At 72.6% G+C, this 26,135-nt stretch carries 27 protein-coding genes; 12 read left to right on the plus strand and 15 right to left on the minus strand.

Annotated features, from left to right (window positions below; translation table 11 throughout):
• Positions 1–152 precede the first annotated feature (152 nt).
• Positions 153–1,142: an ATP-binding cassette domain-containing protein gene (locus MTR79_RS04475; RefSeq protein WP_086703174.1), complete on the plus strand. Its 990-nt coding sequence runs from the start codon at positions 153–155 to the stop codon at positions 1,140–1,142.
• Positions 1,139–1,984: an ABC transporter permease gene (locus MTR79_RS04480; protein ID WP_086703175.1), complete on the plus strand. Its 846-nt coding sequence runs from the start codon at positions 1,139–1,141 to the stop codon at positions 1,982–1,984. The genes MTR79_RS04475 and MTR79_RS04480 overlap by 4 nt, the downstream gene beginning before the upstream one ends.
• Before the next feature lie 58 nt (positions 1,985–2,042).
• On the opposite strand, the gene greA is transcribed toward MTR79_RS04480, so the two are convergent.
• The gene (gene greA / locus MTR79_RS04485) at positions 2,043–2,540 is read right to left on the minus strand and encodes a transcription elongation factor GreA (protein WP_086703177.1); all 498 of its coding nucleotides are present in this window, start codon (positions 2,538–2,540) and stop codon (positions 2,043–2,045) included.
• 168 nt (positions 2,541–2,708) lie between these two features.
• Positions 2,709–3,107 (minus strand): DUF4307 domain-containing protein, encoded by a 399-nt coding sequence (locus MTR79_RS04490; RefSeq protein ID WP_086703178.1) that lies wholly within the window; start codon positions 3,105–3,107, stop codon positions 2,709–2,711.
• Positions 3,108–3,255: 148 nt separating this feature from the next.
• On the opposite strand from MTR79_RS04490, the gene mca reads away from it, so the two are divergent.
• On the plus strand, positions 3,256–4,137 hold the full coding sequence (gene mca, locus MTR79_RS04495; protein WP_048455912.1) for a mycothiol conjugate amidase Mca: 882 nt from the start codon (positions 3,256–3,258) through the stop codon (positions 4,135–4,137).
• The gene (locus MTR79_RS04500) at positions 4,130–4,372 is read left to right on the plus strand and encodes a hypothetical protein (protein ID WP_048455911.1); all 243 of its coding nucleotides are present in this window, start codon (positions 4,130–4,132) and stop codon (positions 4,370–4,372) included. The genes mca and MTR79_RS04500 overlap by 8 nt, the downstream gene beginning before the upstream one ends.
• 250 nt (positions 4,373–4,622) lie before the next feature.
• On the opposite strand, the gene MTR79_RS04505 is transcribed toward MTR79_RS04500, so the two are convergent.
• The gene (locus MTR79_RS04505) at positions 4,623–7,823 is read right to left on the minus strand and encodes an ATP-binding protein (RefSeq protein WP_244789232.1); all 3,201 of its coding nucleotides are present in this window, start codon (positions 7,821–7,823) and stop codon (positions 4,623–4,625) included.
• A gap of 179 nt (positions 7,824–8,002) precedes the next feature.
• Between MTR79_RS04505 and MTR79_RS04510 the strand changes: the two genes are divergently transcribed.
• Positions 8,003–10,042 carry a thioredoxin domain-containing protein gene (locus MTR79_RS04510; RefSeq protein ID WP_244789234.1) on the plus strand — a complete coding sequence of 680 codons (2,040 nt, stop codon included), beginning with the start codon at positions 8,003–8,005 and terminating at the stop codon, positions 10,040–10,042.
• 23 nt (positions 10,043–10,065) lie between these two features.
• Here MTR79_RS04510 and MTR79_RS04515 read toward each other — a convergent pair whose 3' ends face one another.
• The 3 genes from MTR79_RS04515 to MTR79_RS04525 form a co-directional block, all read right to left on the minus strand.
• A complete protein-coding gene (locus tag MTR79_RS04515) occupies positions 10,066–10,800 on the minus strand; it encodes a Mut7-C ubiquitin/RNAse domain-containing protein (RefSeq protein WP_244789236.1) in 735 nt (244 codons plus the stop codon).
• A gap of 33 nt (positions 10,801–10,833) precedes the next feature.
• Positions 10,834–11,466 (minus strand): TetR family transcriptional regulator, encoded by a 633-nt coding sequence (locus tag MTR79_RS04520; RefSeq protein WP_244789238.1) that lies wholly within the window; start codon positions 11,464–11,466, stop codon positions 10,834–10,836.
• 222 nt (positions 11,467–11,688) lie between these two features.
• Complete coding sequence (locus tag MTR79_RS04525; protein ID WP_048455905.1) at positions 11,689–12,402, minus strand: hemolysin III family protein; 714 nt, start codon at positions 12,400–12,402, stop codon at positions 11,689–11,691.
• Positions 12,403–12,727: 325 nt separating this feature from the next.
• Here MTR79_RS04525 and MTR79_RS04530 point away from each other — a divergent pair, with 325 nt between their 5' ends.
• Positions 12,728–14,548, plus strand: coding sequence for a phosphoenolpyruvate carboxykinase (GTP) (locus tag MTR79_RS04530; RefSeq protein WP_244789240.1), 1,821 nt, complete (start codon positions 12,728–12,730; stop codon positions 14,546–14,548).
• Between the two features lie 293 nt (positions 14,549–14,841).
• On the opposite strand, the gene MTR79_RS04535 is transcribed toward MTR79_RS04530, so the two are convergent.
• From MTR79_RS04535 to MTR79_RS04560, 6 genes are all read right to left on the minus strand, one after another.
• On the minus strand, positions 14,842–15,180 hold the full coding sequence (locus MTR79_RS04535; protein WP_048455903.1) for a helix-turn-helix transcriptional regulator: 339 nt from the start codon (positions 15,178–15,180) through the stop codon (positions 14,842–14,844).
• Positions 15,177–15,560 carry a type II toxin-antitoxin system RelE/ParE family toxin gene (locus MTR79_RS04540; protein WP_086701947.1) on the minus strand — a complete coding sequence of 128 codons (384 nt, stop codon included), beginning with the start codon at positions 15,558–15,560 and terminating at the stop codon, positions 15,177–15,179. Before MTR79_RS04540 ends, MTR79_RS04535 begins: the two co-directional genes overlap by 4 nt.
• A gap of 58 nt (positions 15,561–15,618) precedes the next feature.
• Positions 15,619–17,241 carry a VWA domain-containing protein gene (locus MTR79_RS04545; RefSeq protein ID WP_244789242.1) on the minus strand — a complete coding sequence of 541 codons (1,623 nt, stop codon included), beginning with the start codon at positions 17,239–17,241 and terminating at the stop codon, positions 15,619–15,621.
• 7 nt (positions 17,242–17,248) lie between these two features.
• A complete protein-coding gene (locus MTR79_RS04550; RefSeq protein WP_244789244.1) occupies positions 17,249–18,448 on the minus strand; it encodes an AAA family ATPase in 1,200 nt (399 codons plus the stop codon).
• A gap of 67 nt (positions 18,449–18,515) precedes the next feature.
• Positions 18,516–19,121: a DUF6058 family natural product biosynthesis protein gene (locus MTR79_RS04555; protein WP_086701951.1), complete on the minus strand. Its 606-nt coding sequence runs from the start codon at positions 19,119–19,121 to the stop codon at positions 18,516–18,518.
• 101 nt (positions 19,122–19,222) lie between these two features.
• The gene (locus MTR79_RS04560; RefSeq protein WP_189366628.1) at positions 19,223–19,846 is read right to left on the minus strand and encodes a TetR/AcrR family transcriptional regulator; all 624 of its coding nucleotides are present in this window, start codon (positions 19,844–19,846) and stop codon (positions 19,223–19,225) included.
• 80 nt (positions 19,847–19,926) lie between these two features.
• On the opposite strand from MTR79_RS04560, the gene MTR79_RS04565 reads away from it, so the two are divergent.
• Positions 19,927–20,892, plus strand: coding sequence for a zinc-binding dehydrogenase (locus tag MTR79_RS04565; RefSeq protein WP_244789246.1), 966 nt, complete (start codon positions 19,927–19,929; stop codon positions 20,890–20,892).
• A 353-nt stretch (positions 20,893–21,245) separates the two neighbouring features.
• Positions 21,246–21,677: a hypothetical protein gene (locus tag MTR79_RS04570; RefSeq protein ID WP_244789248.1), complete on the plus strand. Its 432-nt coding sequence runs from the start codon at positions 21,246–21,248 to the stop codon at positions 21,675–21,677.
• A gap of 37 nt (positions 21,678–21,714) precedes the next feature.
• On the opposite strand, the gene MTR79_RS04575 is transcribed toward MTR79_RS04570, so the two are convergent.
• Positions 21,715–22,155 carry an ATP-binding protein gene (locus MTR79_RS04575; protein ID WP_244789251.1) on the minus strand — a complete coding sequence of 147 codons (441 nt, stop codon included), beginning with the start codon at positions 22,153–22,155 and terminating at the stop codon, positions 21,715–21,717.
• Positions 22,155–22,358, minus strand: a complete 204-nt coding sequence (locus MTR79_RS04580; protein ID WP_244789253.1) for a hypothetical protein — start codon at positions 22,356–22,358, stop codon at positions 22,155–22,157. Before MTR79_RS04580 ends, MTR79_RS04575 begins: the two co-directional genes overlap by 1 nt.
• A gap of 157 nt (positions 22,359–22,515) precedes the next feature.
• Here MTR79_RS04580 and MTR79_RS04585 point away from each other — a divergent pair, with 157 nt between their 5' ends.
• The 4 genes from MTR79_RS04585 to MTR79_RS04600 all read left to right on the plus strand — a co-directional run bounded on the left by MTR79_RS04585 (position 22,516) and on the right by MTR79_RS04600 (position 25,341).
• Positions 22,516–23,370: a helix-turn-helix transcriptional regulator gene (locus tag MTR79_RS04585; RefSeq protein WP_136238424.1), complete on the plus strand. Its 855-nt coding sequence runs from the start codon at positions 22,516–22,518 to the stop codon at positions 23,368–23,370.
• Positions 23,351–23,626: a DUF397 domain-containing protein gene (locus tag MTR79_RS04590; protein WP_244789255.1), complete on the plus strand. Its 276-nt coding sequence runs from the start codon at positions 23,351–23,353 to the stop codon at positions 23,624–23,626. Before MTR79_RS04585 ends, MTR79_RS04590 begins: the two co-directional genes overlap by 20 nt.
• A gap of 295 nt (positions 23,627–23,921) precedes the next feature.
• Complete coding sequence (locus tag MTR79_RS04595) at positions 23,922–24,776, plus strand: alpha/beta hydrolase (protein ID WP_244789257.1); 855 nt, start codon at positions 23,922–23,924, stop codon at positions 24,774–24,776.
• A gap of 70 nt (positions 24,777–24,846) precedes the next feature.
• Complete coding sequence (locus MTR79_RS04600; protein WP_244789259.1) at positions 24,847–25,341, plus strand: hypothetical protein; 495 nt, start codon at positions 24,847–24,849, stop codon at positions 25,339–25,341.
• Between the two features lie 270 nt (positions 25,342–25,611).
• Here the strand turns inward: MTR79_RS04600 and MTR79_RS04605 are convergent, their stop codons facing one another.
• Complete coding sequence (locus MTR79_RS04605) at positions 25,612–26,037, minus strand: hypothetical protein (protein ID WP_244789261.1); 426 nt, start codon at positions 26,035–26,037, stop codon at positions 25,612–25,614.
• Positions 26,038–26,135: the final 98 nt, after the last annotated feature.

Raw genomic sequence — 26,135 nt, forward strand, 5'->3', positions numbered from 1 at the left:
CCATTGAGAGACGCGATACATCGCGTTATGGTGTGTGCTCTGTCACGGTGTGACCGTCGGCGATCCCCGCCCTCCTCCCGGGGCGGCGCCCGGCACACGCAGGCACACGAACCTAGGCTTTTCCGAAGAATCACGATGACGTGGAGATTCATATGCCAGGTGCCATCCAAGCCGAAGGTCTGGTGAAGACCTTCGGAGACGTCAAGGCACTGGACGGCGTCGACCTCGAGGTCCCGCAGGGGACCGTCCTGGGGCTGCTCGGGCCGAACGGCGCGGGCAAGACCACCACCGTCCGCTGCCTCACCACGCTTCTGCGTCCCGACAGCGGCAGAGCCGTCGTCGCCGGGATCGACGTGCTGAAGCACCCCGACGCCGTGCGCCGCTCGATCGGTCTGTCCGGTCAGTTCGCCGCCGTCGACGAGTACCTCACCGGCCGGGAGAACCTCCAGATGGTCGGCCAGCTGTACCAGATGAGGGCCAAGGCCGCCCGGGCCCGCGCGGACGAGCTGCTGGAGCAGTTCCACCTGGCGGACGCGGCCGACCGCACGGCCAAGACCTACTCCGGCGGCATGCGCCGCCGCCTCGACCTGGCCGCCGCCCTGGTCGTCTCCCCGCCCGTGATGTTCATGGACGAGCCGACGACCGGACTCGACCCGCGCAACCGCCAGCAGCTCTGGGACGTGATCAAGGACCTCGTCTCCGGCGGCACCACGCTGCTGCTCACCACGCAGTACCTGGAGGAGGCCGACCACCTGGCGCACGACATCGCGGTCGTCGACCAGGGCAAGGTCATCGCCCAGGGCACCTCCGACCAGCTCAAGGCCCGCACCGGCGGCGAGCGCGTCGAGGTCGTGGTGCACGACCGCGAGCACATCCGCACCGCGGCCGCCCTCCTCGACAAGTACAGCCTGCGCGGCATCGGCCAGGGCGACACCACGGTCGAGGAGCACATGCGCAAGATCACCACGCCGGTCTCCGGCGGGGCCAAGCTGCTCGCCGAGATCATCCGCGAGCTCGACGCCGAGGGCATCGAGATCGACGACATCGGCCTGCGCCGCCCCACCCTCGACGACGTGTTCCTCTCCCTCACCGGCCATGTCGCCGAGTCCGCGCAGTCCGACGACGAGGAGGCCGCGAAGTGAGTGCCGTCACCGAATCCGTGCGGGTCGCGTCCCCCGGGAACGCGTTCAGCCGCTCCGTCCGCGACTCGCTGGTCGTCGCCAAGCGCAACCTGATCCGCATGGTCCGCATCCCCGAGGTGGTCATCTTCGGGCTGATCCAGCCGATCATGTTCGTGGTGCTGTTCTCGTACGTGTTCGGCGGCTCGCTGGACATCGGCGGCTCCACCAGCCCGCAGGTCTACCGCGAGTTCCTGATGGCCGGCATCTTCGCCCAGACCGTCACCTTCGCCACGGCGGGGGCCGGCGCGGGCATCGCCGAGGACATGCACAAGGGGCTCATCGACCGCTTCCGCTCCCTGCCGATGGCGCGCGGCGCGGTGCTCACCGGCCGCACCCTCGCCGACATGGTGCAGACGGCGCTCACCCTGCTCGTGCTCGCCGTCGTCGCCCTGCTGGTCGGCTGGCGCACGCACACCAGCTTCGGCGAGGTGCTCGGCGCGTTCGGCCTGCTGCTGCTCACCGGGTACGCGTTCACCTGGATCGGCGCGGTCATCGGCCTGTCGGTCCGCACGCCCGAGGCGGCCACCTCCGGCGGCCTGGTCTGGCTGTTCCCGGTCACCTTCGTGTCGAACGCCTTCGTCGACTCCAGCAACATGACGCCCTGGCTGCGGCACATCGCGGACTGGAACCCGTTCAGCGCCACCGTCCAGGCGTGCCGCGAGCTGTTCGGCAACCCGGGCGTCTCCACCTCGGACGCCTGGCCGATGCAGCACCCGGTGTGGGCGTCGGTGATCTACTCGGTGCTGATCATCGCGATCTTCCGCACCCTGGCCGTGCGCAAGTACCGCTCGGCGGCGGCATGACGAAGCCCCCGGCGCCGCTCGGGGCGCCGGGGGCCCGTGGGGACTCGCGCGCGGCGGGTCAGCCGTCGTACGGCACGGCCTTGAGGATCGTCACCGAGGCCTTCTTGCCGTTCGGCAGCTCGTACTCCGCGTCCTCGCCGACCTTGTGGCCCATCACGCCGGAACCCAGCGGGGACTGCGGCGAGTAGGTCTCGATCTCGGAGCTCGCGTACTCGCGGGAGGCGAGCAGGAAGGTCAGCGTGTCGTCCTCGTCACCGTCGAAGGCGATCGTGACGACCATGCCGGGCGCCACCTCGCCGTCGGTCGCCGGGGGCGTGCCCACCTTGGCGTTCTCGAGAAGCTGGGTGAGCTGGCGCACCCGGAGCTCCTGCTTGCCCTGCTCCTCCTTGGCCGCGTGGTACCCGCCGTTCTCACGCAGGTCGCCCTCCTCACGCGCGGCGGCGATCTTGGCGGCGATCTCCGTGCGCGCGGGACCAGTAAGGTACTCAAGCTCGTCCTTGAGCTTGTTGTACGCCTCCTGGGTCAGCCAGGTGACGTTCTCGCTGGTCTGGGTCACAGGTGCTCCTCGTAGGTACTGGGAATACAAAGCATCGCCCTCCCCAGAAGGATGGTCCCCCAGGGACGGGCGAAACCACGAGCCTAACAATTCAGTGCCCGCAGGGGGAGGACATAAGCCACTGTTTTCACGTCAGCGCAGGTCAGTGGCCGGGTATTCCCCGCCCGGTCATTCGGCGTGACAGCCGACGAGCTCCGCGCTGGTGCCGGGGGAGGTGGTGCGCAGCGTGACCACCTGGTCGATACGGGTGGCGTCGCCGTCGAAGCGGAAGTCGGCCCGGCCGACCTCGGCGCCGTCCGAGGCCTGGGAGCGCACGGTGCAGTAGCCGACGACGCCGGCGTCCTTGTGCACCTCCAGGTGCACCTTCACCGCGTCCTGGCCGGTCTCGAAGCGGATCAGCTCGGCGCTGATCTCGTTCTGCGCTACGTAGTGGTAGCCGAACCAGCCGATCAGGGCGGTGAACAGGACGGCGAGCACACCGCCGACGACCTTGAGGGTGCGGTCGGCACGCTGGTCCGAGGAGCGGCCGTAGCGGCCCTCGGGCAGCCGCGTGCTCGACGTACTCATGATCGTCTCCTCGGAAGGAAGGGGCCCGCGTCCCCGGACCGTCCCCGGGAGCGGCGCTCCGGAATTTTTCGCCCCCCGGTTCCGTCACTATAGAAGCCTGCGACTGCGCCGCCGCACACAGGGCGCCCAACGACTTGAGGATTGAGTCTTGACCGACAAGCTGCGACTGATGGCCGTGCACGCCCACCCCGACGACGAGTCGAGCAAGGGCGCGGCCACCATGGCGAAGTACGTGTCCGAGGGGGTGGACGTGCTGGTGGTGACCTGCACGGGCGGGGAGCGCGGCTCCATCCTCAACCCGAAGCTCCAGGGGGACCCGTACATCGAGGAGCACATCCACGAGGTGCGCAAGAAGGAGATGGACGAGGCCCGCGAGATCCTCGGCGTGAAGCAGGAGTGGCTGGGTTTCGTCGACTCGGGCCTGCCCGAGGGCGACCCGCTGCCGCCGCTGCCGGAGGGCTGCTTCGCCCTGGAGGACGTCGACAAGGCGGCGGGCGAGCTGGTGCGCAAGATCCGCTCCTTCCGGCCGCAGGTGATCACGACCTACGACGAGAACGGCGGCTACCCGCACCCCGACCACATCATGACCCACAAGATCACGATGGTGGCGTTCGAGGGCGCGGCGGACACCGGGAAGTACCCGGAGGACGAGTTCGGTCCGGCGTACCAGCCGCTGAAGGTGTACTACAACCAGGGCTTCAACCGGCCCCGCACCGAGGCGCTGCACAACGCGATGCTGGAGCGCGGGCTGGAGTCGCCGTACGGGGACTGGCTGAAGCGGTGGGAGGAGTTCGAGCGGAAGGAGCGGACGCTCACCACGCACGTGCCGTGCGCCGACTTCTTCGAGATCCGGGACAAGGCGCTGATCGCGCACGCCACGCAGATCGACCCCGACGGGGGCTGGTTCCGGGTGCCGCTGGACCTCCAGAAGGAGGTCTGGCCGACGGAGGAGTACGAGCTCGCGAAGTCGCTCGTGGACACCTCCCTCCCCGAGGACGACCTCTTCGCGGGCATCCGGGACAATGGCTGACATGAGCGCAAGCGCAAGCCTGGCAATGACGCACCTGGTCCCCCTCGCCAAGGAGTTCGACGAGGACAAGGTCACCCCCGGTGTCCTCGGCTTCATCGTCTTCGCGGTGATGGCCCTGGCGGTCTGGGGCCTGATGAAGTCGATGAACCGGCACATGGGCCGCGTGAACTTCGCGGAGGCGGACGACAAGGCCGCGGACGGCGCCGTCCCCGACACCGGCAAGTCCACGGCCTGATCCCGGGCCGCGCCGTACGGCACCCGGCATCCACGCCGGGTGCCGCACCCGTGTGCCCGGGGGTGCGGCACCGCCGTCGCGGCTGAGCGTCCCGGGGTGAGCCCCGGCGCTGGGCTCACCCGCCTTGCCCACGACCTCGCGGGGCCACGCCCGTCGCGCGCACGATGCGGCGCGCCTGGCGTGGCGCGCCGACGGCGGCGCTGAGCGACCCCGGCGGGCCCCGCACCCCGGACGCACCCCGCGGGGACCCTCACGCGTCCAGTGGCACAGCCACCCCCATCACCTCCCGGGCGTGGCGGGTGGGGACCAGGCCCAGGTGCCAGGGCTGCCAGCCCGTGTCGAGGCTGACGCCCCGCTCCAGGAGGAGCCGGCAGGCGTCGACGCAGTCGGTCAGCTTCGGATCGCGGGCCGGGTGGGACGCGGCGGCCAGTTCCGTGAGTTCCTGCTGGGCCACCGCCGTGCCGACCTCCGTGCCGCCCGGCGCCGCGTACGGCAGGAGCGTGCAGCGCAGGAAGCGCGCCCAGTCCTCGCCGCGCCGGTCGCCGTAGGAGGCGAACAGCGCGACCGCCTCGTCGCACAGCGCCAGCGCCTGCTGGATGCGCGCGTTGCCCGCGTCGACGACCGCCAGCTCCAGGCACGTCCACGCCTCACCGTGCGCCACCCCGATCCGCTGGAAGTCGGCGCGCGCGTCCACCAGCAGCTGCCGGGCGAACCCGGAGTTGCGCAGCGAGCCCGTCTGCGCCGCCCGCTGGTCGCGGGTGACCCGCGCCGAGTGGTGCCGGGCGCAGGCCAGCCCGTAGACGTCCCGCATGCGGGAGAACATCGTGCGGGCGCGTTCCAGCTCGCGCACCGCGCGGTCCAGGTCGCCGCTCTCCTCCAGCGCCTGCCCCAGGTAGTACAGCGTCCACGCCTCGCCGCGCGCGTCCTCGTTGTCCCGGTGCCGGGCGGCGGCCCGGCGCAGCTCCTCCACCGCGGAACCCGCGTCCCCGTCGACCAGCCGGGCCCGCGCCAGCTCGGTCAGCGCCCACGCCTCGCCGCGCGCGTCCCGGGTGCGGGCGTACAGGTCGAGGGCGGTGCGCAGCTCGCCCTCCGCGCGCGGCACGTCCCCGCGCCGCAGGTGCAGCTGTCCGAGCTGGAAGTGCGCCCACGCCTGCCCGTGCAGGGACTCGCCCGCGCGGTGCAGCACCAGCGACTCCGTGAGCAGCTCCAGCGCCTCGGCCAGCCGGGCCCGGTCCCGCTCCACCGCCGCCAGCGCGTGCATCGTCCAGGCGCGGTCGGCGGCCAGCGCGTCGGACGCCTGGAGGTCCAGCGCCTCCCGCAGCCGTGCCGACGCCTCCGTCAGGTTGCCCTGGTGGTGCAGCGTGATGCCGAGCGAGGTCAGCGCCCGCGCCTGGCCCGCCTCGTGCTGTGCCTCCCGGTACAGGTCCACCACCGACGTGAGCGTGGTCCGCGCCGTGTCCAGCTCGCCGAGCTGACGTGCCGCGATGCCGGTGCGCCACTGCACCGAGCGGACCAGCAGCCCCTCGTCGACGGCCTGCGCCAGCTCGTTGATCTCGCCGAGCCGGTAGAGGTCGCCGCGCAGCAGGCAGTAGTCGCACAGCGCGCCCAGCAGGTTCAGCACCGCCCCCTGGTCGACGCCCTCGGCGTGCCGCAGCGCGGCGGTGATGAAGCTGGACTCGTCGTCCAGCCAGCGCAGCGCCTCGTCCAGCGAGGTGAAGCCGTACGGGCCGAAGCGGTCGGAGCGGGTCGACATGTTGCCGTCGACCAGCCGCAGCACCGAGTCGGCGAGCTCGGCGTAGTTGACGATCAGCCGCTCCTGCGCGGCGGCGCGCTCGTCGGGGTCCTCCTCGTCGAGAAGGCGGGCGTGCGCGAACGCCCGCACCAGGGCGTGCAGCCGGTACCGGCTGTGCCGGACCCGGTCGATCAGCCCGGCCCGGTGCAGCGCCTCCAGATGCCGGGTGGCCTCCGCCTCGTCGGTGGAGAGCAGCGCCGCCGCGGCGGCCGCGCCGAGCGAGGCGCGCCCGGCCAGCGCCAGCCGCCGCAACAGCCGCCGTACGGTGTCGGGCTGGTCGGTGTAGCGCAGCCACAGGGCCCGCTCGACCGGCTCGACGGGCCCGTAGGCGCCCAGGTCGGTGGCCAGGGCGAGCGGGGAGCGCGGCCCGAGGGCGGCGCCGGCCAGCCGCAGCGCCAGCGGCAGGCCCCCGCACAGCTCCCGCACCCGCTCCGCGGACTCGGCGTCGTACGGCCCGGAGGCGTCCTGCGCGGCGGCGGTCAGCAGCTCCTCCGCCCCCGCCGCGTCCAGCGGCTCCACCGCCAGCCGGTGCACCCGGGCGGGCAGGTCCTCGGGCAGCCCGAGCGGGGAGCGCGAGGTGACGAGCACCAGGCTGTCGGAGCGCTCCGGCAGGAGCGTGCGCACCTGCTGCGGGTCGGAGGCGTCGTCGAGGACGATCGTGACGGGCGTGCCGGTCAGATGCTGGTGGTACAGCTCGCCCAGCCGCTTGACCTGCTGCTCCGGGGAGGTCCGCTCCCGGAACAGCAGCTGTTCGCGGGGCGCGCCGAGCCGGTTCAGCAGATGCAGCAGCGCGTCCCGCGTGGACAGCGGGGGCTCGCCTGAGCCGTCACCGCGCAGATCGACCACACAGGCCCCGCGGAAGTAGTCCTTCAGCTCGTGCGCGGCCCGTACCGCCAGCGTCGTACGGCCGCTGCCGGGCTCTCCGTGCAGCACCACCACCGTGGGCCGGGTCTCCGTGCTCGCGCGGGCCGACTGCACCCACTGCCGGATCCGCGCCGTCTCCTGCCGCCGCCCCGCGAACGGGCCGAGTGGCTCCGGGAGCTGCCCGAACGACTGCTCCAGGACGCTTCTCCCACGGGCCGCCGCGCTCTTGTCGGTGCCGCGCAGCCGCGGCCCGGTCCGCTTCGGCGCCGTGGACGCGGCGAGGACCCGCTGCTGGTCGAGGAACGGCCGGATGCCCCGCACCTCCAGTGCGGTCAGCCACTGCAGCCGCAGCTGCTCCACCCCGCCCGGCTGGCCCGCCGCGCCGGCCTGGTGGTGGGCGGCGGGCAGGTGCGCCCCGGCGACCTTCACCACGGTCGCCGCCGCCCCGGCCACGCCGACGGCCACACCCGCGCCGAGCGCGGTCCCGGTGTCCGTGCCGAACGCCAGGTCGGCGACCACCGCCGCGACGCCCGCGACCCCGGCCACCAGTAACGGCGTCCCGCCGCCCTCGCGCGCGTACCGCTGCCGGAACGACAGCCGGCCCGCCTCCGCCTCGTCCAGGGCGCGGGTGTACGCCTCGTACTCCTCGGCCGCCGTGCGCGCCATCGCGTCCAGCGCCCCCCGCGCCCGGGACAGCAGCACCTTCCCGTCGGTACGCCCGCCCGACCGGCGCACCTCCTCCTCCACGGCCCGCGCCAACAGCCGTTCGGCGTCGGCCCGATGACCGTCCCTCATGTCCCGTCCCCCTCCGGCGGCGATCGTGTCGCTACGAGTGTCCTGCGGACACGCCCGCCGCGCGAGGGTGCGGCGATCAACGGCCGCCCCGTCAAGATCCCCTCACACGTCGGGGCGTACGACGGGCCGCGTCCCCGCCCGTCCCGCGCCGGGCGGGCGGAGTGCGTCAGGATGGAGACATGGCGAACCGACTTGCGCAGGCCACGTCCCCCTACCTCCTCCAGCACGCCGACAACCCCGTCGACTGGTGGACCTGGTCCGAGGAGGCCTTCGAGGAGGCGCGGCGGCGTGACGTGCCGGTGCTGCTGAGCGTCGGCTACTCCAGCTGCCACTGGTGCCACGTCATGGCCCACGAGTCCTTCGAGGACCGGGCCACAGCCGACGAGATGAACGCGCACTTCGTCAGCGTCAAGGTGGACCGCGAGGAGCGCCCCGACGTCGACGCCGTGTACATGGAGGCGGTGCAGGCGGCCACCGGGCACGGTGGCTGGCCGATGACGGTGTTCCTCACGCCGGACGCCGAGCCGTTCTACTTCGGCACCTACTTCCCGCCCGCCCCCCGGCACGGCATGCCGTCGTTCCGGCAGGTGCTGGAGGGCGTCCGGCAGGCCTGGCAGGAGCGGCGGGACGAGGTCGGCGAGGTCGCTGGGAAGATCACGCGGGACCTGGCGGGCCGGGAGCTGTCCGTGGGCGGCGACGAGGTGCCCGGCGAGCAGGAGCTGGCGCAGGCGCTGCTCGGGCTGACCCGGGAGTACGACCCGCAGCGCGGCGGGTTCGGCGGGGCGCCGAAGTTCCCGCCGTCCATGGTCATCGAATTCCTGCTGCGGCACCACGCCCGCACCGGCGCGGAGGGCGCGCTGCAGATGGCGGCGGACACCTGCGAGCGGATGGCGCGCGGCGGCATCTACGACCAGCTCGGCGGCGGCTTCGCCCGCTACTCCGTGGACCGCGACTGGGTGGTCCCGCACTTCGAGAAGATGCTCTACGACAACGCCCTGCTGTGCCGGGTCTACGCACACCTGTGGCGGGCCACCGGCTCGGAGCTGGCGCGCCGCGTGGCGCTGGAGACGGCCGACTTCATGGTCCGCGAGCTGCGCACACCGGAAGGCGGCTTCGCCTCCGCGCTGGACGCCGACAGCGACGACGGCACTGGGCGGCACGTCGAGGGCGCCTACTACGTGTGGACGCCCGAGCAGCTGCGCGAGGTGCTGGGCGACGCGGACGCCGATCTGGCCGCGCGGTACTTCGGGGTGACCGAGGAGGGCACCTTCGAGGAGGGCGCGTCCGTGCTGCAGCTGCCGCAGCGTGACGAGGTGTCCGACGCGGCCCGGATCGACGGCATCCGGGAGCGGCTGCTCACGGCGCGCGGCCGGCGGCCCGCGCCCGGCCGGGACGACAAGGTGGTCGCCGCCTGGAACGGCCTGGCGATCGCCGCGCTCGCCGAGACCGGTGCCTACTTCGACCGGCCGGACCTGGTGGAGGCCGCGGTGGCCGCGGGCGACCTGCTGGTGCGGGTGCACCTGGACGAGCAGGCCCGTATCGCCAGGACCAGCAAGGACGGGCAGGTGGGCACCAACGCGGGCGTGCTGGAGGACTACGCCGACGTCGCCGAGGGCTTCCTGGCGCTGGCGTCGGTGACCGGCGAGGGCGTGTGGCTGGACTTCGCCGGCCTGCTCGTCGACCACGTCCTGGCCCGCTTCCTGGACGCCGGGTCGGGCGCGCTGTACGACACGGCGTCGGACGCGGAGCGGCTGATCCGGCGCCCGCAGGACCCCACGGACAACGCCACCCCGTCCGGCTGGACCGCCGCCGCGGGCGCGCTGCTGGGCTACGCGGCGCACACCGGCTCCGAGCCGCACCGCACGGCCGCCGAGCGGGCCCTGGGCGTGGTGAAGGCGCTCGGCCCGCGGGTGCCGCGGTTCATCGGCTGGGGGCTGGCCGTCGCCGAGGCCGCACTGGACGGGCCGCGCGAGGTCGCGGTGGTCGGGCGGGGCGCGGACGACCCGGCGACCGCGGAGCTGCACCGCACCGCCCTGCTGGGCACCGCGCCCGGCGCGGTGGTCGCCTTGGGCACGGAGGGCAGCGACGCATTCCCGCTGCTCGCCGACCGGCCGCTCGTCGACGGCGCCCCCGCCGCCTACGTCTGCCGCAACTTCACCTGCGACGCCCCGACGACCGACCCGGGCCGTCTGCGCACGGCGCTCGGCGGACGGGCGTAGGCGGGGGACAGCAGGGGGAGCGCTCAGGCGCCGCGGTCCGCCCGCGACGCCACGGCGCGCTCCACGATCGCCTCCAGCTGCTCGAGGTGCGCGCCCTTCCAGTAGGCGCGCCCGCAGCCGGTGCACTGGGCGAACACGTCGTACGTGCGGTGGGTGCCCTCCTCGAGCTGGTCGGCGACGTCCTCCTTGCCTGCCGCGCGCAGCAGCCCGTTGCAGGCGGTGCAGCGGGTCCAGGGCCGCAGCTCGGGGTCGAAGCGGTCGAGGACGTACGTCAGTTGTTCCTCGGGGCGGGTGCTGTAGACGAAGGCGCCCGCCCACAGCTCGCGGCGGCGCAGCAGGCCCCGGTCGCGGCTGAGCATGACCCGCTTCTCGGCTGCCGAGCGGGCGGCCAGTGCCGGGTCGCCGATGTCCGTGGACTCGTACGCCGTGTCCACGCCCAGCAGCCGCAGCCGGCGGGCGAGCGTGCCGAGGTGGACGTCGAGCAGGAAACGCATGGGAGCGCCGGGTACCCGCTGCGGATGCGTGTGGGGGCGGACGGTCACCGACTCGCCCGCGGCCGGGACGTGCCCGGTGGGCGCCTCGCGGCCGTCCACCAGCAGGGTGCCGACCTCGGTCAGCGGGACGCCGAGGGACTCGACGACGTGACCGAGGCTGGAGAAGCCGTCGGTGGCCGTCCTGAGGCTGCCCGTGGTGCGTGCCGCGGGGACGAAGACGAGCAGCTCGGGAGCGAACTCGACGCAGATCTCTGGACCGTTCACCCGGTCAGGATGGCACGACGGGGACCTGGTGCCTCAGCTTTTTCCGGTGGGCAGGCCGTGCTCGATCACGTCGATCGCCCGGTCGACGAGGTCGGCGTAGTCCTCGCGGTGGCCGTGCTCGGCCCAGTACATCGTGGCCTCCAGCAGGCCGCCGATCAGGGACATGGCGTGCACCCGCGCCTCCAGTCCGTCCGGGGCGAGCCCGGTGCGGCCGGCGATGGCGTCGGCGAGCGTCCGCCCGATGCCCGTGAGGGTCTCCCGCATCCGCGCGCGGACCGCGGGGACCTCCAGCATCAGCCGGGCGCGGAGCGTGGTGATCTCCGGCTGCTCGGTCACGGCGAGGTGGACGGCCTTGCGGATCACGTACCGGACGGAGTCGGTCCAGGGTTCGTCGGCGGGCCGTGCGGCGAGTTCGGCGAGCAGCGGCTCGTCGTACTCGTCGGTGATGACGATGTCCTCCTTGGTGGGGAAGTAGCGGAAGACGGTCGACGCGGACACCTCCGCGCGCTCGGCGATCTGCTCGATCGTCGTGGAGTCGTACCCCTGCTCCGCGACCAGCGCGTAGGTGGCGCCGCGGATGGCCTCCCGTGTCTTGATCTTCTTGCGTTCGCGCAGTCCGGGGCGCGGCGGGGCGTCGGGGGCGAGGGGGGCTCGTGCGGCCGTCATGACGTTCATTGTCCGGCACCGGCCTACGCCCCGGCCATGTCCTCGTCAGCGGCTCCCGCCCCCGTCGCGGGCCGGTGGCCGGGCAGCCTGCCATGTACTGAAAGCAACTTTCAAAGGGTGGCTACTGTCAGTGCGTGGAAGGGCGGGCACGGAAAAGGCCGCGGCGTCGATGCCGCGGCCTTGCGTGCGGGGCGGGGGGCGGGGGCCGCCCCATGCGTGCCCCTACGCCTGCTGGTACGCCACCAGTGAGATCCCCACGTAGTGGGCGATGAAGGCGGCCAGGGTGAAGGAGTGGAACACCTCGTGGAAGCCGAACCAGCGGGGTGAGGGGTTGGGTTTCTTGATGCCGTAGACGATGCCGCCGGCGCTGTAGAGCAGGCCGCCGACCACGACCAGGACGAGCACGGCGATGCCGCCGTTGCGCATGAAGTCCGGCAGGTAGAACACCGCAGCCCAGCCCATCGCGATGTAGCACGGCGTGTAGAGCCAGCGTGGGGCGCCGACCCAGAAGACCCGGAAGATGATCCCGGCGGCGGCTGCCGCCCAGATGCCCCACAGCAGCCAGCGGCCCTTGGAGTCGGGCAGCAGCAGGATCGTCAGCGGGGTGTAGGTGCCCGCGATGATCAGGAAGATGTTGGCGTGGTCGAGGCGGCGCAGCACCCCGTCCATGCGGGGGCTCCAGTTGCCCCGGTGGTACAGCGCGCTCACGCCGAACAGCAGGCAGGCCGTCAGGGCGTACACACCGCAGGCGAGGCGGGCGCGGGGGGAGTCGGCGAACGCGGTGAGGGCCAGTCCCGCGACCAGCGCGGCCGGGAACATGCCGAGGTGGAGCCAGCCGCGGAGCTTCGGTTTCACGGGGTGGGGCAGAGAGGTCACCACCGGGCCCCGGCCTTCGGCCTGAGGGTCCTTGGGCGTGTCGGGGGCGAACGCAGTCATGTCCGCATGGTACCTACGGGACCGTAAGTTACACCTCTGGGTGTCCTGTTGGGCCACGTGAAGTGGCCATCCTCTCATGGCGGGCCGCGCCGGCCGTCATGCAAAAAGTCGGTTTCCTTCACTCAACGTGCGTGTAAAGCCGCACGACAACCGTGGTCAGCGTCACGTTGCTCACCTGTGCGGCCCTCTGGACAGATGGGCGCACGCGTCGGATGATCAAATGAGTGCGGTCGACACCGGATGAGCGCCAGAGTCACCACTTTCAGCATCCGGGTCGCAGCCCCCACGGGGCCTCCAACCACAAAACCCTCATTTAGGAGCAAACGTGGCGCGCGACATCGCGGAACCCGGCGTCCCCACCACCCACCAGGGACTGATCTCCTGGGTCGACGAGATCGCAGAGCTGACGCAGCCGGACCGTGTGGTCTGGTGCGACGGCTCCGAAGCCGAGTACGAGCGCCTGTGCGAGGAGCTCGTCGCCAAGGGCACGTTCACCAGGCTCGACCCGGTCAGGCGTCCCCACTCCTACTACGCCGCCTCCGACCCGACCGACGTCGCGCGGGTCGAGGACCGGACGTTCATCTGCTCCGAGAAGGAGGAGGACGCCGGCCCGACCAACCACTGGAAGGCCCCCGCCGAGATGCGGGAGACCTTCCAGGGCGAGAAGGGCGTCTTCCGCGGCTCCATGCGCGGCCGCACCATGTACGTCGTCCCCTTCTGCATGGGCCCGCTCGGCTCGCCGCTGTCCGCGCTCGGTGTGGAGATCACCGACTCCGCGTACGTCGCCGTCTCCATGCGCACCATGACCCGCATGGGGCAGCCCGTCCTCGACGAGCTCGGCGACGACGGCTTCTTCGTCAAGGCCGTGCACTCCGTCGGCGCCCCCCTGGAGCCCGGCCAGGAAGACGTCCCCTGGCCCTGCAACCGGACCAAGTACATCTCGCACTTCCCCGAGGACCGCGAGATCTGGTCCTACGGCTCCGGTTACGGCGGCAACGCCCTGCTCGGCAAGAAGTGCTACGCCCTGCGCATCGCGTCCGTCATGGCCCGCGACGAGGGCTGGCTCGCCGAGCACATGCTCATCCTCAAGCTCACCCCGCCGCAGGGGGAGAGCAAGTACGTCGCCGCGGCCTTCCCTTCCGCCTGCGGCAAGACCAACCTCGCCATGCTGGAGCCGACGATCTCCGGCTGGACCGTCGAGACCATCGGCGACGACATCGCCTGGATGCGCTTCGGCGAGGACGGCCGCCTCTACGCGATCAACCCCGAGGCCGGCTTCTTCGGCGTCGCGCCCGGCACCGGCGAGCACACCAACGCCAACGCCATGAAGACCCTGTGGGGCAACTCCGTCTTCACCAACGTCGCCCTCACCGACGACGGCGACGTGTGGTGGGAGGGCATGACGGAGGAGACCCCGGCCCACCTCACCGACTGGAAGGGCAACGACTGGACCCCGGAGTCGGGGACCCCGGCCGCCCACCCGAACGCCCGGTTCACGGTGCCCGCGTCGCAGTGCCCGATCATCGCGCCGGAGTGGGAGGACCCCAAGGGCGTGCCGATCTCCGCGATCCTCTTCGGCGGACGCCGCGCCACGGCCGTCCCGCTGGTCACGGAGTCCTTCGACTGGAACCACGGCGTCTTCCTCGGCGCCAACGTGGCCTCCGAGAAGACCGCCGCCGCCGAGGGCAAGGTCGGTGAGCTGCGCCGCGACCCGTTCGCCATGCTGCCGTTCTGCGGCTACAACATGGGCGACTACATGGGGCACTGGATCGACGTCGCCAAGGACAAGGACCAGTCCAAACTGCCGAAGATCTACTACGTCAACTGGTTCCGCAAGAACGACGAGGGCACGTTCGTCTGGCCCGGCTTCGGCGAGAACTCCCGCGTCCTGAAGTGGATCGTGGAGCGACTGGAGGGCAAGGCGGAGGGCGTCGAGACCCCGATCGGCATCCTGCCGACGAAGGACTCCCTCGACACGGACGGCCTCGGCCTCTCCGACGGCGACCTCGACTTCCTGCTCACCGTGGACAAGGAGGTGTGGCGCGAGGAGGCCGCCCTGGTCCCCGAGCACCTCAACACCTTCGGCGACCACACCCCGAAGGAGCTGTGGGACCAGCACCGGGCGCTCGTGGAGCGCCTGGGCTGACCACGCCCGCACAGACCCCGCGGCCGGCCGGTATGAGGATGCCCTGACCAGCGATCGTCACGCCACGGCCGGCCGCGGAACACACCGGCGGGGCCCCGCACAACGGCGTGCGGGGTGCCGGTCCCGGCGCCGTCCCTCCCGTCCGCCCCGACGGGAACCCGCGTCACCGGGCCCACCCCCGCCCCCTTCGGCACGGCCCGCCCAGGGGCTCACGAACGTGCCGAGACCCGACGGACGCCCCGGTCCATCCGGACCGGGGCGTCCGGCTGTGCATGCGCTTTCGCGACGGGCGCTCAGGCCGCGTGGTCGTGCGCAGTGAAGGACACGCGCGTGTCGTCGTCGTCCAGGGCGATGTTCAGCGTCGCGTCGAGTGCCGTCGCCAGCTTCGCGAGCAGCGGCAGCGTCGGGACGGTGTCGGACCCCTCGATCCGGGAGATCTTCGCCTGGGTGAGACCGGCACGGTCGGCCAGTTCGGTCTGGGTCAGTCCGAGTTCCGTCCGACGGTCGTGGACGGCCTTCGCGAGCGCCATGGACAGCCGGATCTCGCGCCGGGCCTCGGCCACGTCCTCCGGTTCGGTCAGACCTTCGGCCAGCTTCCGCTCGCGCAGGCTCTTCCAGCGGCTGTGGCTCATTGCCTCACCTCTCCCTCGCCGACGGTTCGGATGAACTCCTCGTGCGCCGGTTCGTGTTCCGCCTCGCACACCTTCTGTACGAGTTTCGCGCGCCTGACTTCGGCGTCCTCCCGCATTCTCGTCTTCCGGAAGACGGTCAGCAGGACAGCGGTGCGTTGGGGTGTGAACCAGTAGGTGACTCGTATGGCGGCGCCGTCGAGTGTCGGACGCAGCTCGCGGACACCGTCGCCGAGATACCGGGCATAGGGCTCGCCCAGCTCGGCGCCCTGCTCCGCCAGCAGACCGACGTACTCGTCGATCTTGAGGAAGTGCTTGGCCGACAGGGTGTCCAGCCAGTCGCGCACTTCGGGTTCCAGCTCGATGGTGAACAGTCCATCCACGCCGTCACGGTATATGTCGTAAACGACATACGCAATGTGCCAGTGGGCCTGCGCGAGGTCAGATGACGCGGAACAGGTCCGCCGTGGTGTGGACGTCCGTCAGGTCGTCGACCGTGCGGAGGTTGTCGCAGAGGGACTCCAGGACCGAGCCCGAGGCGGTGGCCGTGCCGGGGGTGGCGATGGCGATGCCGAAGAGCCGGAAGTCCAGGCGGCGTTTGATCTCGTTCCACAGGCGGGTCCAGTTCTCCGAGACCTCGGAGGCGTCGTCGGTGATCAGGACGATGTCGCCGCGGGCGCGGGACGCGGAGTCGAACTCCTCCTCCAGGATCTTCGCGGCCGTGCCCAGCGGGCGCTGGAAGTCGGTGCCGCCGCCGAGGAACGTCTCCGCGAAGTCCAGGACGTCCGTGACGGGGGCGGGCCGGCCGCCCGGGAAGCGGAAGACCTGGAGCTTGTCGGAGGCGGAGAACAGGATGCCCACGAAGTCCCGGCCGCCGTGGCGCGCCTGGTCCAGCAAGGCCAGCGCGCACGCCTTCGACCATGCCTCCCGGGTGACCCCGCCGGGCCCTTCCGCGTACATGGAGTGCGAGGTGTCCACGCAGGCGATCACCGCGCCCTTGCCGGTGCCCTGCTCGCCCCGGCTGTCGTACAGCATCAGCTCCCCGGCGGCGTACCGCGCGGCGAACACCGCGCGCAGTTCCGGCACGCCGAGGACCGCCAGCTCGGAGGGGATGACGCGGGAGAGGTCGTCGCCGAGGGTGACACCGACCAGCTCGCCGGTGGCGTCCTCCACCTTGCGGGCGCGTTCACCGGCCGCCATCTGCCGGAAACGGCCGATCAGTTCGGCCCATCGCGCGAGCCGTCCGGAGCGCAGCCGTTCGGCGAGGCGGGCGCGCTCCTCGAACGGCATCCGTTCCGTCTCGCCCGGGTCGACGCCCCACGCCCGCATCAGCGCGGCCTCCTGCCTGACGGCCTCGGCCGCCGCCGACGCCGCGTTCCGGGCGGCGGACCGGATGCCGGGGACCGCCGCCGCCATCGCCCGCGCGGCGGCGCCGTCCTCCCGCCGGGCGCTCTCCTCGGCGTCGCGAGCCGCCTCGACCGCGCGGCGCACGGCGGCGGCGGCCGGGGCGGGCACGTCCCCCTGCCCGTCGGCCTCCTCGGCGGCCCGCCGCAGCGCCTCGCCCACGGCGGTCGCCGCGGCCTCGGCCTCCTGCCGGGCCCGGTCCGCCCGCCCGGTCCGCTCCCGCGCCTCCCGCGACCGCTCCAGCAGCCCGCGCAGCGCGGACGCCTGGGCGAGGACGGCCATGGCGGCGGCGTAGGCGTCGCCCGCCGTGTCCCGGCGCAGGGCGGCGAAGTCGGGGGACTGCGTCAGTGCGGTGACCACCTGGTGGTGGACCAGGTGGGACGGGGCCATGACGGCGCGCTCCCGCAGGCGCGGGGCCGCCTGGTACGCGCACAGGAAGACGTCCCTCAGCAGGTCGGGCGCGTGCGCGTGCCGGGTGAGGAGCTGCGCCGACAGCTCACGCAGCGCCGCCGACCGCGCGTGGACGTCCCGCCACGCCACCCGGTCGTACGGGCCCGCCACCACGGCCGTCGTGTGCCGTTCGGCGGGGGCGGCGGCCAGGGCCAGCCACCGGCCGGCCTGCCGCGTGAGCGCGTCGAGCCGCTCGGTCCCCTCGTCCATGCGCGCCTCAGAGCTGGGTCGGCACCATGGACGCGTCCACGCCCAGCGCCTCGGTGAGCACCCGGGCGCGGACCGCGCGCTGGCGGCCGGTCACCCGGTCGATGGCCGCCGTGGACCGTCCGGCCCCCGCCGCCTCCTCCCGCAGCCGCTCCAGCCGCTTGCCCGCCATGGCCAGCTTGTGATGGGCGTTCTTGATGACCCACTCGCTCAGCGCCTCCCGCGACTGACCGGCCATCGCGTCGAGCTGCGCCTCCAGCTCCTCGACGACGTCGGCGAGGTCGAGCGCCTCCTTGGCGTCGGGGTTCACGAGGTGCAGCACCTCCCGCTCGACGACGGGGCGTTGCGCGGGGGAGTCCCACAGCACGTGGGTCAGCACCGACAGGTCGGTCTCGGCGACCTCCGTCCGCCCGTCCAGGTACGCGGACGCCTGGAGCAGCCCGACCGCCTGCCGCCACCGCCGGTCGGAGGCGACGAGCTCCTTGCGGCGCAGGGCGGCCCGCAGTGTCACCACCGCGTCCACGATCGCGTCGGGCACGTCCACCGCCGGGACGCCCTCGGTCACCGCCCTGCGCAGCGCGCCCAGTTCGAGGGTGGTGCGCGGTGCGGACTCGGCGGGGCGGCCGACGGCGGACCGTACGAGCGCGGCGAAGTTCGACGGGTCCTCCAGATAACCGACCTCGATCCGCACCAGCAGCCGGTCGTAGATCGCGGCGGAGTCCTCCCCGTCGGGGAGTTCGTTGCTCGCGGTGATGGCGCCGATCAGCGGGCAGTGGATCGGGGCGCCGCCGTTCTCGGGGTGGTAGATCCGCTCGTTGAGATAGCCGAGCGTCTCGTTCAGCGCGGCCGTCGAGCACTTGAAGATCTCGTCGATGAAGGCGACGTGCGCGGTCGTCGCCCGCCCGTCGTACACCTGCCGGTACTCGCCCCGCGCCAGCGCGGCCACGTCGATGGGCCCGAACATCCGCGTCGGCGCGGTGAACTTCGACAGCAGGATCTCCCAGTACGCGGCCCCGTCGATCCGGCCCGTCAGCTCCCGCGCCAGCTCCGACTTCGCCGTGCCGGGCGGGCCCAGCACCAGCGAGTGCTGCCCGGCCAGCAGCGTCACCACCAGCGTCCGTACGACGTCGTCCCGCTCGAAGAACCGCTCCGACAGCTCCTCGCAGACCGCCCGCAGCCGGAGCGCCGTGTCCTGCGCGTCCCCCGCCATGCCGTGTCCCTCCCCGTCCCGCCCCGCCCCGCCCCAGGAGCGTCCTCGGTCACCCGTCCGGCCTACGCTACCTACGCTCCGGCCGCTCCGGGCGCGGGAAGCGGGCGCGGATCGCGTCGATGCAGGTGTCGCGGGAGGTGGGTCCGCCGAAGCGGAGGCGGTCGTAGGCCGTGAACGCCGGTTCGAGGGCGTCGAGCTCGTCGACCAGGGCGTGCAGGTGCGCCGCGGGGGCGTCCGGATCGTCGATCGCGGCGCCGATCGCGGCCGTCAGTTCGTCCTTCCGCCGGATGGTGGCCGGGGTCACCGCGTGCAGACACACGTACTGTCCGCTGAGGTACGCGTCCCACTCCGCCTTCCCGGTGGCCGGGTCGGCCCAGTGGGCGGTGAACCAGGCTTCGAGCAGGTCGGCCCCGCCGGCCTCGTCGGCGAGCGCGAACAGGTCGGCCGGCACCATCTCGGCGCCGTCGGACCGCAGATAGCCAGGGAGCGGGAGACGACCGTCCAGCATCAGCCGCCGCACCTCGTCGGCGTCGCGGCCCTGTACCGCGCACAGCTCCTCCATGACGACGAACTGCGCGCTGACGTAGGCGTCGTCCGCGTCGGTCATCGGATGGTCCCCGTTGACTTCCCGGAACCGCTGGGCGAGCTGCTGCTTCAGATCCGTCTGCGACACGGGGCGCCTCCGGCCTCCTGGGGCGCGGGCGTCTCCCGCGCGGGAATTCGGACGCTACGGGCCGGACGGTTCGGCACTCACCGAACTGTGGACGGAGTCCCTCACGTGGAAAGACGGGGAGCCGGCGGCAGCGGAGTCGCCGCCTCCGGCGCCGGTGCCGCGCGGAACGCCTCGATGACGTAGGCCGCGTAGCGGCGGGAGGCGGCGGCCCTGGCCGCTCGTGGAGTGTCCTGCAGGCCCCGGTGGGCCATCAGGACCAGCACCAGGTCGTCGACGACGAAATCCGGCCGCAGCCGGCCCGTCCCCTGCGCGCGGCGCGCCAGCTCGGCCACCGCGCGCACCGTCTGCTCCCGGTCCGCGGCGAAGTCCATCGACTCCGGGAACGCCGTCATGAAGGCGTCCGCGAACCCCCGGCTGTGGGCGTGCAGTTCGCAGACCCGCTCGATCAGGGTGCGGAAGCCGCGCCACGGGTCCGGGTCCGCGAGCGCGTCCCGGACGGCCGTACGGCAGGCGCGCCGCTGCTCGGCGAACGTCTCCGCGAGCAGGTCCCGCTTGGCCGGGAAGTGCCGGTACAGCGTGGCGGGGCCCACGCCCGCCCGCCGGGCGACCTCCCGCATCGGCGCGCCCAGGCCCTCCTCGCCGAACACCGTGCGCGCCGCTTCCAGGATCCGGGCCCGGTTGTCGCGGGCGTCGGAACGGACGGGGTGAGGCACTTCGGGGGTCATCGTCTCTCACTTCGGTCGAGCGGACGGGGGCGTCCGTTACGGTCCGACGGCGGTGCTGCCACCGACCTTAAGGAGCGGAGATGAAAGCCGTGGTGATCCGCGCGTTCGGAGCGCCCGAAGGGCTGGAGGTCGTCGACCTTCCCGTGCCCGTCCCCGGACCGGGGCAGGTGGTGGTCGCCACCGGGGCGATCGGGGTGGGCGGCGTGGACGCCGTGATCCGCCGGGGTGCCCTCGCCGCCTACGGGTTCCGCGAGGGGCACCTTCTCGGCAGCGAGGTCGCGGGGACGGTCACCGCCGTGGGGGAGGGCGTGGACGCCTCCTGGACCGGGCGGCGGGTGTGGGCCTTCACCGGACTCTCCGGCGGGTACGCGGAGCGGGCCGTCGCCCGCGTCGAGGACGTGCTCGCGCTGCCCGACGGGCTGAGCGGAGCGGACGCGGTGACCCTCGGCGGCTCCGGAATCGTCGCGCACTTCGCCCTGCGCAAGGCCCACTTCGCGCCCGGCGAGACCGTGCTCGTGCGCGGGGCGGCGGGAAGCATCGGGATCACGGCCGTCCAGCTCGCCGCACGGGGCGGCGCGGGCGCCCTGGCGGTCACCACCTCGTCCGAGGAGCGGGGCGCACGGCTGCGGGAGCTGGGCGCCACCCACGTACTCGACCGCTCGGGCAAGAGTGACGACCCGGACGCGCCGACCGGCTTCGACGTCGTGATCGACGTCGTCGGCGGGCCCGGACTGCCGGAGGCCCTTGACGCGCTCAACGCCGACGGGCGGTACGTGCTGGTCGGCGTCGTCGGCGGGCAGCCGCCGGAGGAGTTCGGCATGCGGCTGGTGCACGGCTTCCGCAAGTCCCTGACGTTCGCCACGTTCAGCGCCGACACCGTGCCCGGCCCCGACCGTCAGGCCGTCCGCGCGGAACAGTTCGCCGAGGCCGCGCGCGGTGAGCTGCGCACCGTCGTGCACGACGTGCTGCCGCTGGACCGGGCGGCGGACGCCCACCGCGCGATGGACGCGGGGGAGGTGTTCGGCCGGGTGGTGCTCACACCCTGAGCCGGGACGTGAAGGACGCCCGGGCCGCTCGTCGCTCCGTGAGGGCGCGCGCGAGCCCGGGCGGGTCGGCCGCTCCCACCCGCGCCGGCCGGCCCGGGGGCGTGATCGCGTGACCTCTGGTGCTCACAGCACCGTCGCCCGTCAGGCCGGAGCGGCACGGAGGCCGTTGCAGACGCGCGGACGGGCAGGGCTCCAGGACGCACAGCGGACGCACAGGACGTGCCCGCGCCCGCATGCCTTCCTGTGGCATCGCGCACGTCCGTGGGTCGTGACGCTTCCGGGAACGGATCCGCTGGACTTCGCGGGGAACGGGCGAACGTTCTCCCCGATTCCAACGGAACGGAGTGGTTCCCGTGAGCGACGTGGGCGAACACCTGATGCACGCGGAGGAGATGCGGGCGCGTGCCGCTGCCTTCGTCGGACACGCCACTGCCGGCAATCGGCTCCCCCTGGACTACTCCGAGGCCAGCCTCCGCCTCGTCGACTTCCTGATCGACGGACTGCGCAAGCACGGAGCGGACGAGGCACGGGTGAGCGGTGTGCTGACGGGGCTCGGAGCGTACGTGGGAGAGGTGCTGGTCCGCCGGGCCGGCGCGACCTGGGTCGACTTCGACGCCGACCAGCGGGCGTACTTCGTGCAGCCGGTCGGCGTGCGGATGCCGGACGGGCGGGTGTGGAGCCCTCTCGGCAAGGTCCGCAACTGCTTCGAGGCGGGCAGTCGGCGCGAGTCGCTGCGCACCTTCTACCTCACCCTGCACGGCCGGTCCCGGCAGACCGCGCGCTGACCGGCCGTGCACCGGGGGCCGTCCCGCAGCAGGACGGCTACTGCGGGTCGCGGCCCGCGGTAGCCGTACGACCGGGCCCTCCGGCGGATGCCACGGGCACCGCACCGCCGCCCGGACCCCCCTCCAGCTCGCACCACACGGTCTTGCCGCGGCCGGGCCCGTATGCCACGCCCCACCTGGCCGCCAGCGCGTCCAGCAGCGCCAGCCCCCGCCCCGACTCCTCGTCGGCGCCCACCGACGCCCGCAGGACGGGCAGCGCACGCGGGTCGGGATCGGTCACCTCCAGGCGCGTGCGCCCGCCGTCGTCGCACCACACCCGGACGGTGACGGGGACACCCTCCCCGAGGTGCTGGACCACGTTCGTGACGAGCTCGCTCGCGCAGAGCTGGACGTCGGCGCCGTACGCGCTCAGGGCACGCCGTACGCCGGACACCTCGGCCGGCGTCGCGAGCAGTTCCAGCGTCGTGGCCGGTCGCATCACGCGGCCCCCTTGCGGAGGGCGGCGGTGAGGGCCTGCGCGGTCAGGACGTTGCAGTTGCCGAGCGCGATCAACGGCCGGACGGGGCAACGGGAGGCGAACGTGGGGAGGTCGACGCCGAGGGACGGCAGCGTGATGCCGTGCGCGGCGAGCGCCGCCCGCAACTCCTCGGCGCAGGCGTCGGCTTCGGTGGGGCTGTGCATGGGGTTCACACCTTTCAGTGCGCTGTGTGACGAACCGCTCACACTGTGCCGCCGGTCGGCGTAGCGTGACAGACCTTCGGCATCCCGGCCCTGAACTGCACGTATGAGGTGCGGGAAGAGGGAGCGGGCGGTAACGGCAACCCATGGACGGTGAACGATGGGGCAGCGCAAGGACATCGACGGTTCGACCGGCGTCCCGACCTTCTACGGCAGCGAACTGCGCTGGAAACGGGAGGAAGCGGGGCTCACCCTCCAGCAGTTGGTGGAGGGCAGCTTCTACGGCCCGAGCCACCTCAGCGAGATCGAGCGGGGGACGCGCCGGATGCCGGCGGAACTGGCCGAGCACGTGGACAAGGTGCTCGGCACGGACGGCTTCTTCCGGCGCCGGTGCGAGGACGTGCGGCGGGCGAAACGGCGGGGGCACGCGAGCTATTTCGAGCGGGTGCTGGAGGCGGAGAAGCACGCCAAGTCCATCGAGGAGTGGTGTCCGACCTTGATTCCCGGCTTGCTCCAGACGGACGCCTACGCCCGGGCGCTCGTCCAGGCGGCCATGCCGCTGGCGCAGGACGAGGAGGTGGAGGAAAAGGTCAGCGCCCGACTGGCGCGGGCCCGCCTTTTCGAGGACAACCACAAGACGCCGATGTACTGGGCGATCCTGTCCGAGGTGCTGCTGCGGCAGCCAGTCCTCCCCCCGGAGCAGACGGCCGAGCAACTGGAGCACGTGGCTGCGCTGGCGCGCCGCCGCCGGATCGTTCCCCAGATTCTTCCGTGGAACTGTGGGCCCCACCCGCTCATGATGGGCATGGCCAAGGTCATGACCTTCCCGGATGCTCCACCGTTGGTCTACTTGGAGTCACAGCACAGTGGGGACACCATCGACGATCCGGCCCTCGTGGAGGAGTACCGCAAGTCGTACGATCTGCTCAGGGCCGCCGCACTGCCCCCCGAGGCGTCCCTGGCCCTTATCGAGCAAGCTGCTGAGGATGTGCGAAATGGCAAGCAATGCGAATGACTTGAGCACCGCCGTCTGGCGCAAGAGCAGCTACAGCAATGGAACAGGCGGCGACTGTCTGGAGGTAGCCGAGGCCTTCCCCGGCGCCGCCCGCTGGCGCAAGAGCACCTACAGCAACGGCGACGGCGGCGACTGCCTCGAAGTCTGCGACGCGCACACCGCCGTCGTCCCCGTCCGTGACTCCAAGGTCCCCCACGGCCCGGTCCTCACCGTCACGGCCCCGGCCTGGACGTCGTTCGTCACCTCCCTCAAGTGATCCGGGGTCAGTTCTGGTTCACCGGGAAGACGGCCGCCGGAGCGCAACCCTTCGGGCTGGCGGCGGCTGTGGAGCCTCCCAGAACCAGGGCACGAGGCGGCCGTCGGCCGTGACCGGGTCGGACGAGCGCCATTCGCTCGGCGCCAGTCCGTCCGTCCTGGCTCACCGGCAGGCGTCTGAGCCGACGTGATCCTGGGACCGCCCACTGACATGGAGCGGGGCAGTCGCCGGACGGTGCTCCGGTCGTCCGGCGCATGAGCGATGAGTTCGGGCTGCAGACGGAGTCTGCTCTGTCATGACTGGTCACACCACCACCGTCACAGCCAACGGCGTCACCTCGGGCGTCGAGTCGTTCGGTGCCGACGACGCGCCGCTCGTCCTGCTCGTCGGCGGGACGACGATGCTCTCCTGGCCCGACGCGCTGTGCGAGCGCCTCGCCGACGGCGGGCGCCGCGTCGTGCGCTACGACCTGCGGGACAGCGGCGCGTCGACGACGCGCGACCCGGAGGCTCCCGCCTACACCCTGCGCGACCTCGCCGCCGACGCGGCGGCCCTCGCCGACGTGCTCGGCGGCCGGCCCGCGCACCTCGCGGGGATCGGCGTCGGCGGGATGGTCGCCCAGGTCGTCGTGCTCGACCACCCGGACGCCTTCTCGGCGCTCACGCTGGTCGGCACCCGCGCGGTCGCGCCCGGCCCGCCCGACGACGACCTCCCCGACCACGACCAGGCGACGATGGGCCGGCTGTTCGCGCACGCGATGCCCGACTGGAGCGACAGGGAGGCGGTGGCGGACTTCGCCGCCGCCGGTGCGGAGATCCTCGGCGACGACCCCGTTGCCGCACGTGAGGTTGCCGCGCGCATCTGGGACCGCACGCCCGGCACCGCCCCGGCGGTCCAGATGGCCAACCAGCTCGGCATGGTGTTCTCCAGGCTCGACTGCACACCCCGCTGGCGCGAGCGCCTGCCCGAGATCAAGCTCCCCACACTCGTCGTCCACGGCCGCCGCGACCGGTTCTTCCCCGTCGGCAACGCCGAAGCGATCGCACGCGAGATCCCCGGGGCGAGGCTGCTCGTCCTCGAGGAGGCCGCCACGACGATCCCCGATACGGCGGTCGGGGAGATCACTCGGGCCATGCTCACGCTCGCATAGCGGACGGCACTGACGCCGCCGCTCCATCTGATCTACTGCCTCCCGGCAGACGCAGACCGGGAGGCATGCGATGGGTGTTCTGACCGACTACTTCCGCGCACCGAACAGCGCGGCGGTGGTGCAGTCGCTGGAGGAGACGGACGGCGGGTCCCCGCTCTCGACGGAACCCCCTCGGTTCGAGGGAGTCGACGCCAAGGGCATGGATCCGGCTGTGGTCCTCGGGCAGTTGATCGCCGCCATCCGTGGCACCGCATGGCGCGTGGGCCTGGTGGAGGAGACAACCGTGTGGCCGGCCTCCCCGGCCCCGGGACCGGAGGGCCGCGAGTCCGAGGACGACCCGTGGACGACCGGGCCGTGGGTGTCGGAACTCTCTCCCCAGGTACGGGACACGCTGGCCGGAGTGCGTGACTTCGAAGTGCCCGCGGTCGTCGCGAGGTGGGTGCAGGCGGAAGAACTCGAAGGAGCGAGCGCCGAGAGTATGCGGCCACTCGCCGATGAGCTCTTCCGTCTCGCCGGACGGGCCCGAGACGCCGAGGAACAGCTCTACTGCTGGATGTCGTTGTGAGGCCGGCCGGCCGGATCGAAGAGGGCCACCGCAGGGGCGAGCAGATCAAGGCGCGCCGGGAACAGCCAGGGCGCGGGATCTCCGGCCACTGCCATGCCTACGCCACCCTGTGCCCGGGCGCCGCGCTCCACTCGGCGCTTCCGGAGATCCGCGGTGCGGCGGGCGCGTCGGTGTACGCGGGCCGGCCGGGGAAGTGAGAGGGCACCCGGTCCGCGCGTCGCTGCGGGTGCGCGCGGACCGGGGCCGTACGTGGGGAGCCCGGTGAGGGGCTCAGTGTGCGGAGGACGCGAGCGGGCGCGGCTTCAGAGCCGCGGTGTGCGCGTCCATCCGCTCGGCGGCCAGGATCGCCGCCGCCGTGTCCGCGCGGGACGCGGCGACGACCAGGGCGCGCCCGGCGAGCGCGTGCGCCTTGCGGTGCAGGGCCGTCGCGTCCGGCTCGCGGCCGCGCGTGGACGTCGTCGCACGGGCCGGCGTGCGTCCTCCCCGCAGGCGGGTGATCTCCTGGGTGAGCCGCTCGGCCGCGGTGTCCAGATCGGCCGAGGGGGCCGCCGCCCGCAGTTCGTCGGTGACGGTGAGCAGCGCGGCGAGATGGCCCGCGAGCTGGATGTCCAGCTCCTCCTCGCGGGACCTGTGGGGGAAGTCGTCGGGGCCGGCCATCGTGCTGTGGACCGACTTGGAGCGGATCGGTTCGTACATGGATGGCCTCCTGGGTGCTGACAGGAAGCCATCCTAGCTTAGATTCTGTCTAAAGTTGAGCCGTGCTCGGAAGTGATCAGTCCTCAGTGCGGAGTGCG

This window comes from Streptomyces sp. BJ20 (assembly GCF_022869105.1).
Classification (GTDB): domain Bacteria; phylum Actinomycetota; class Actinomycetes; order Streptomycetales; family Streptomycetaceae; genus Streptomyces; species Streptomyces griseoincarnatus.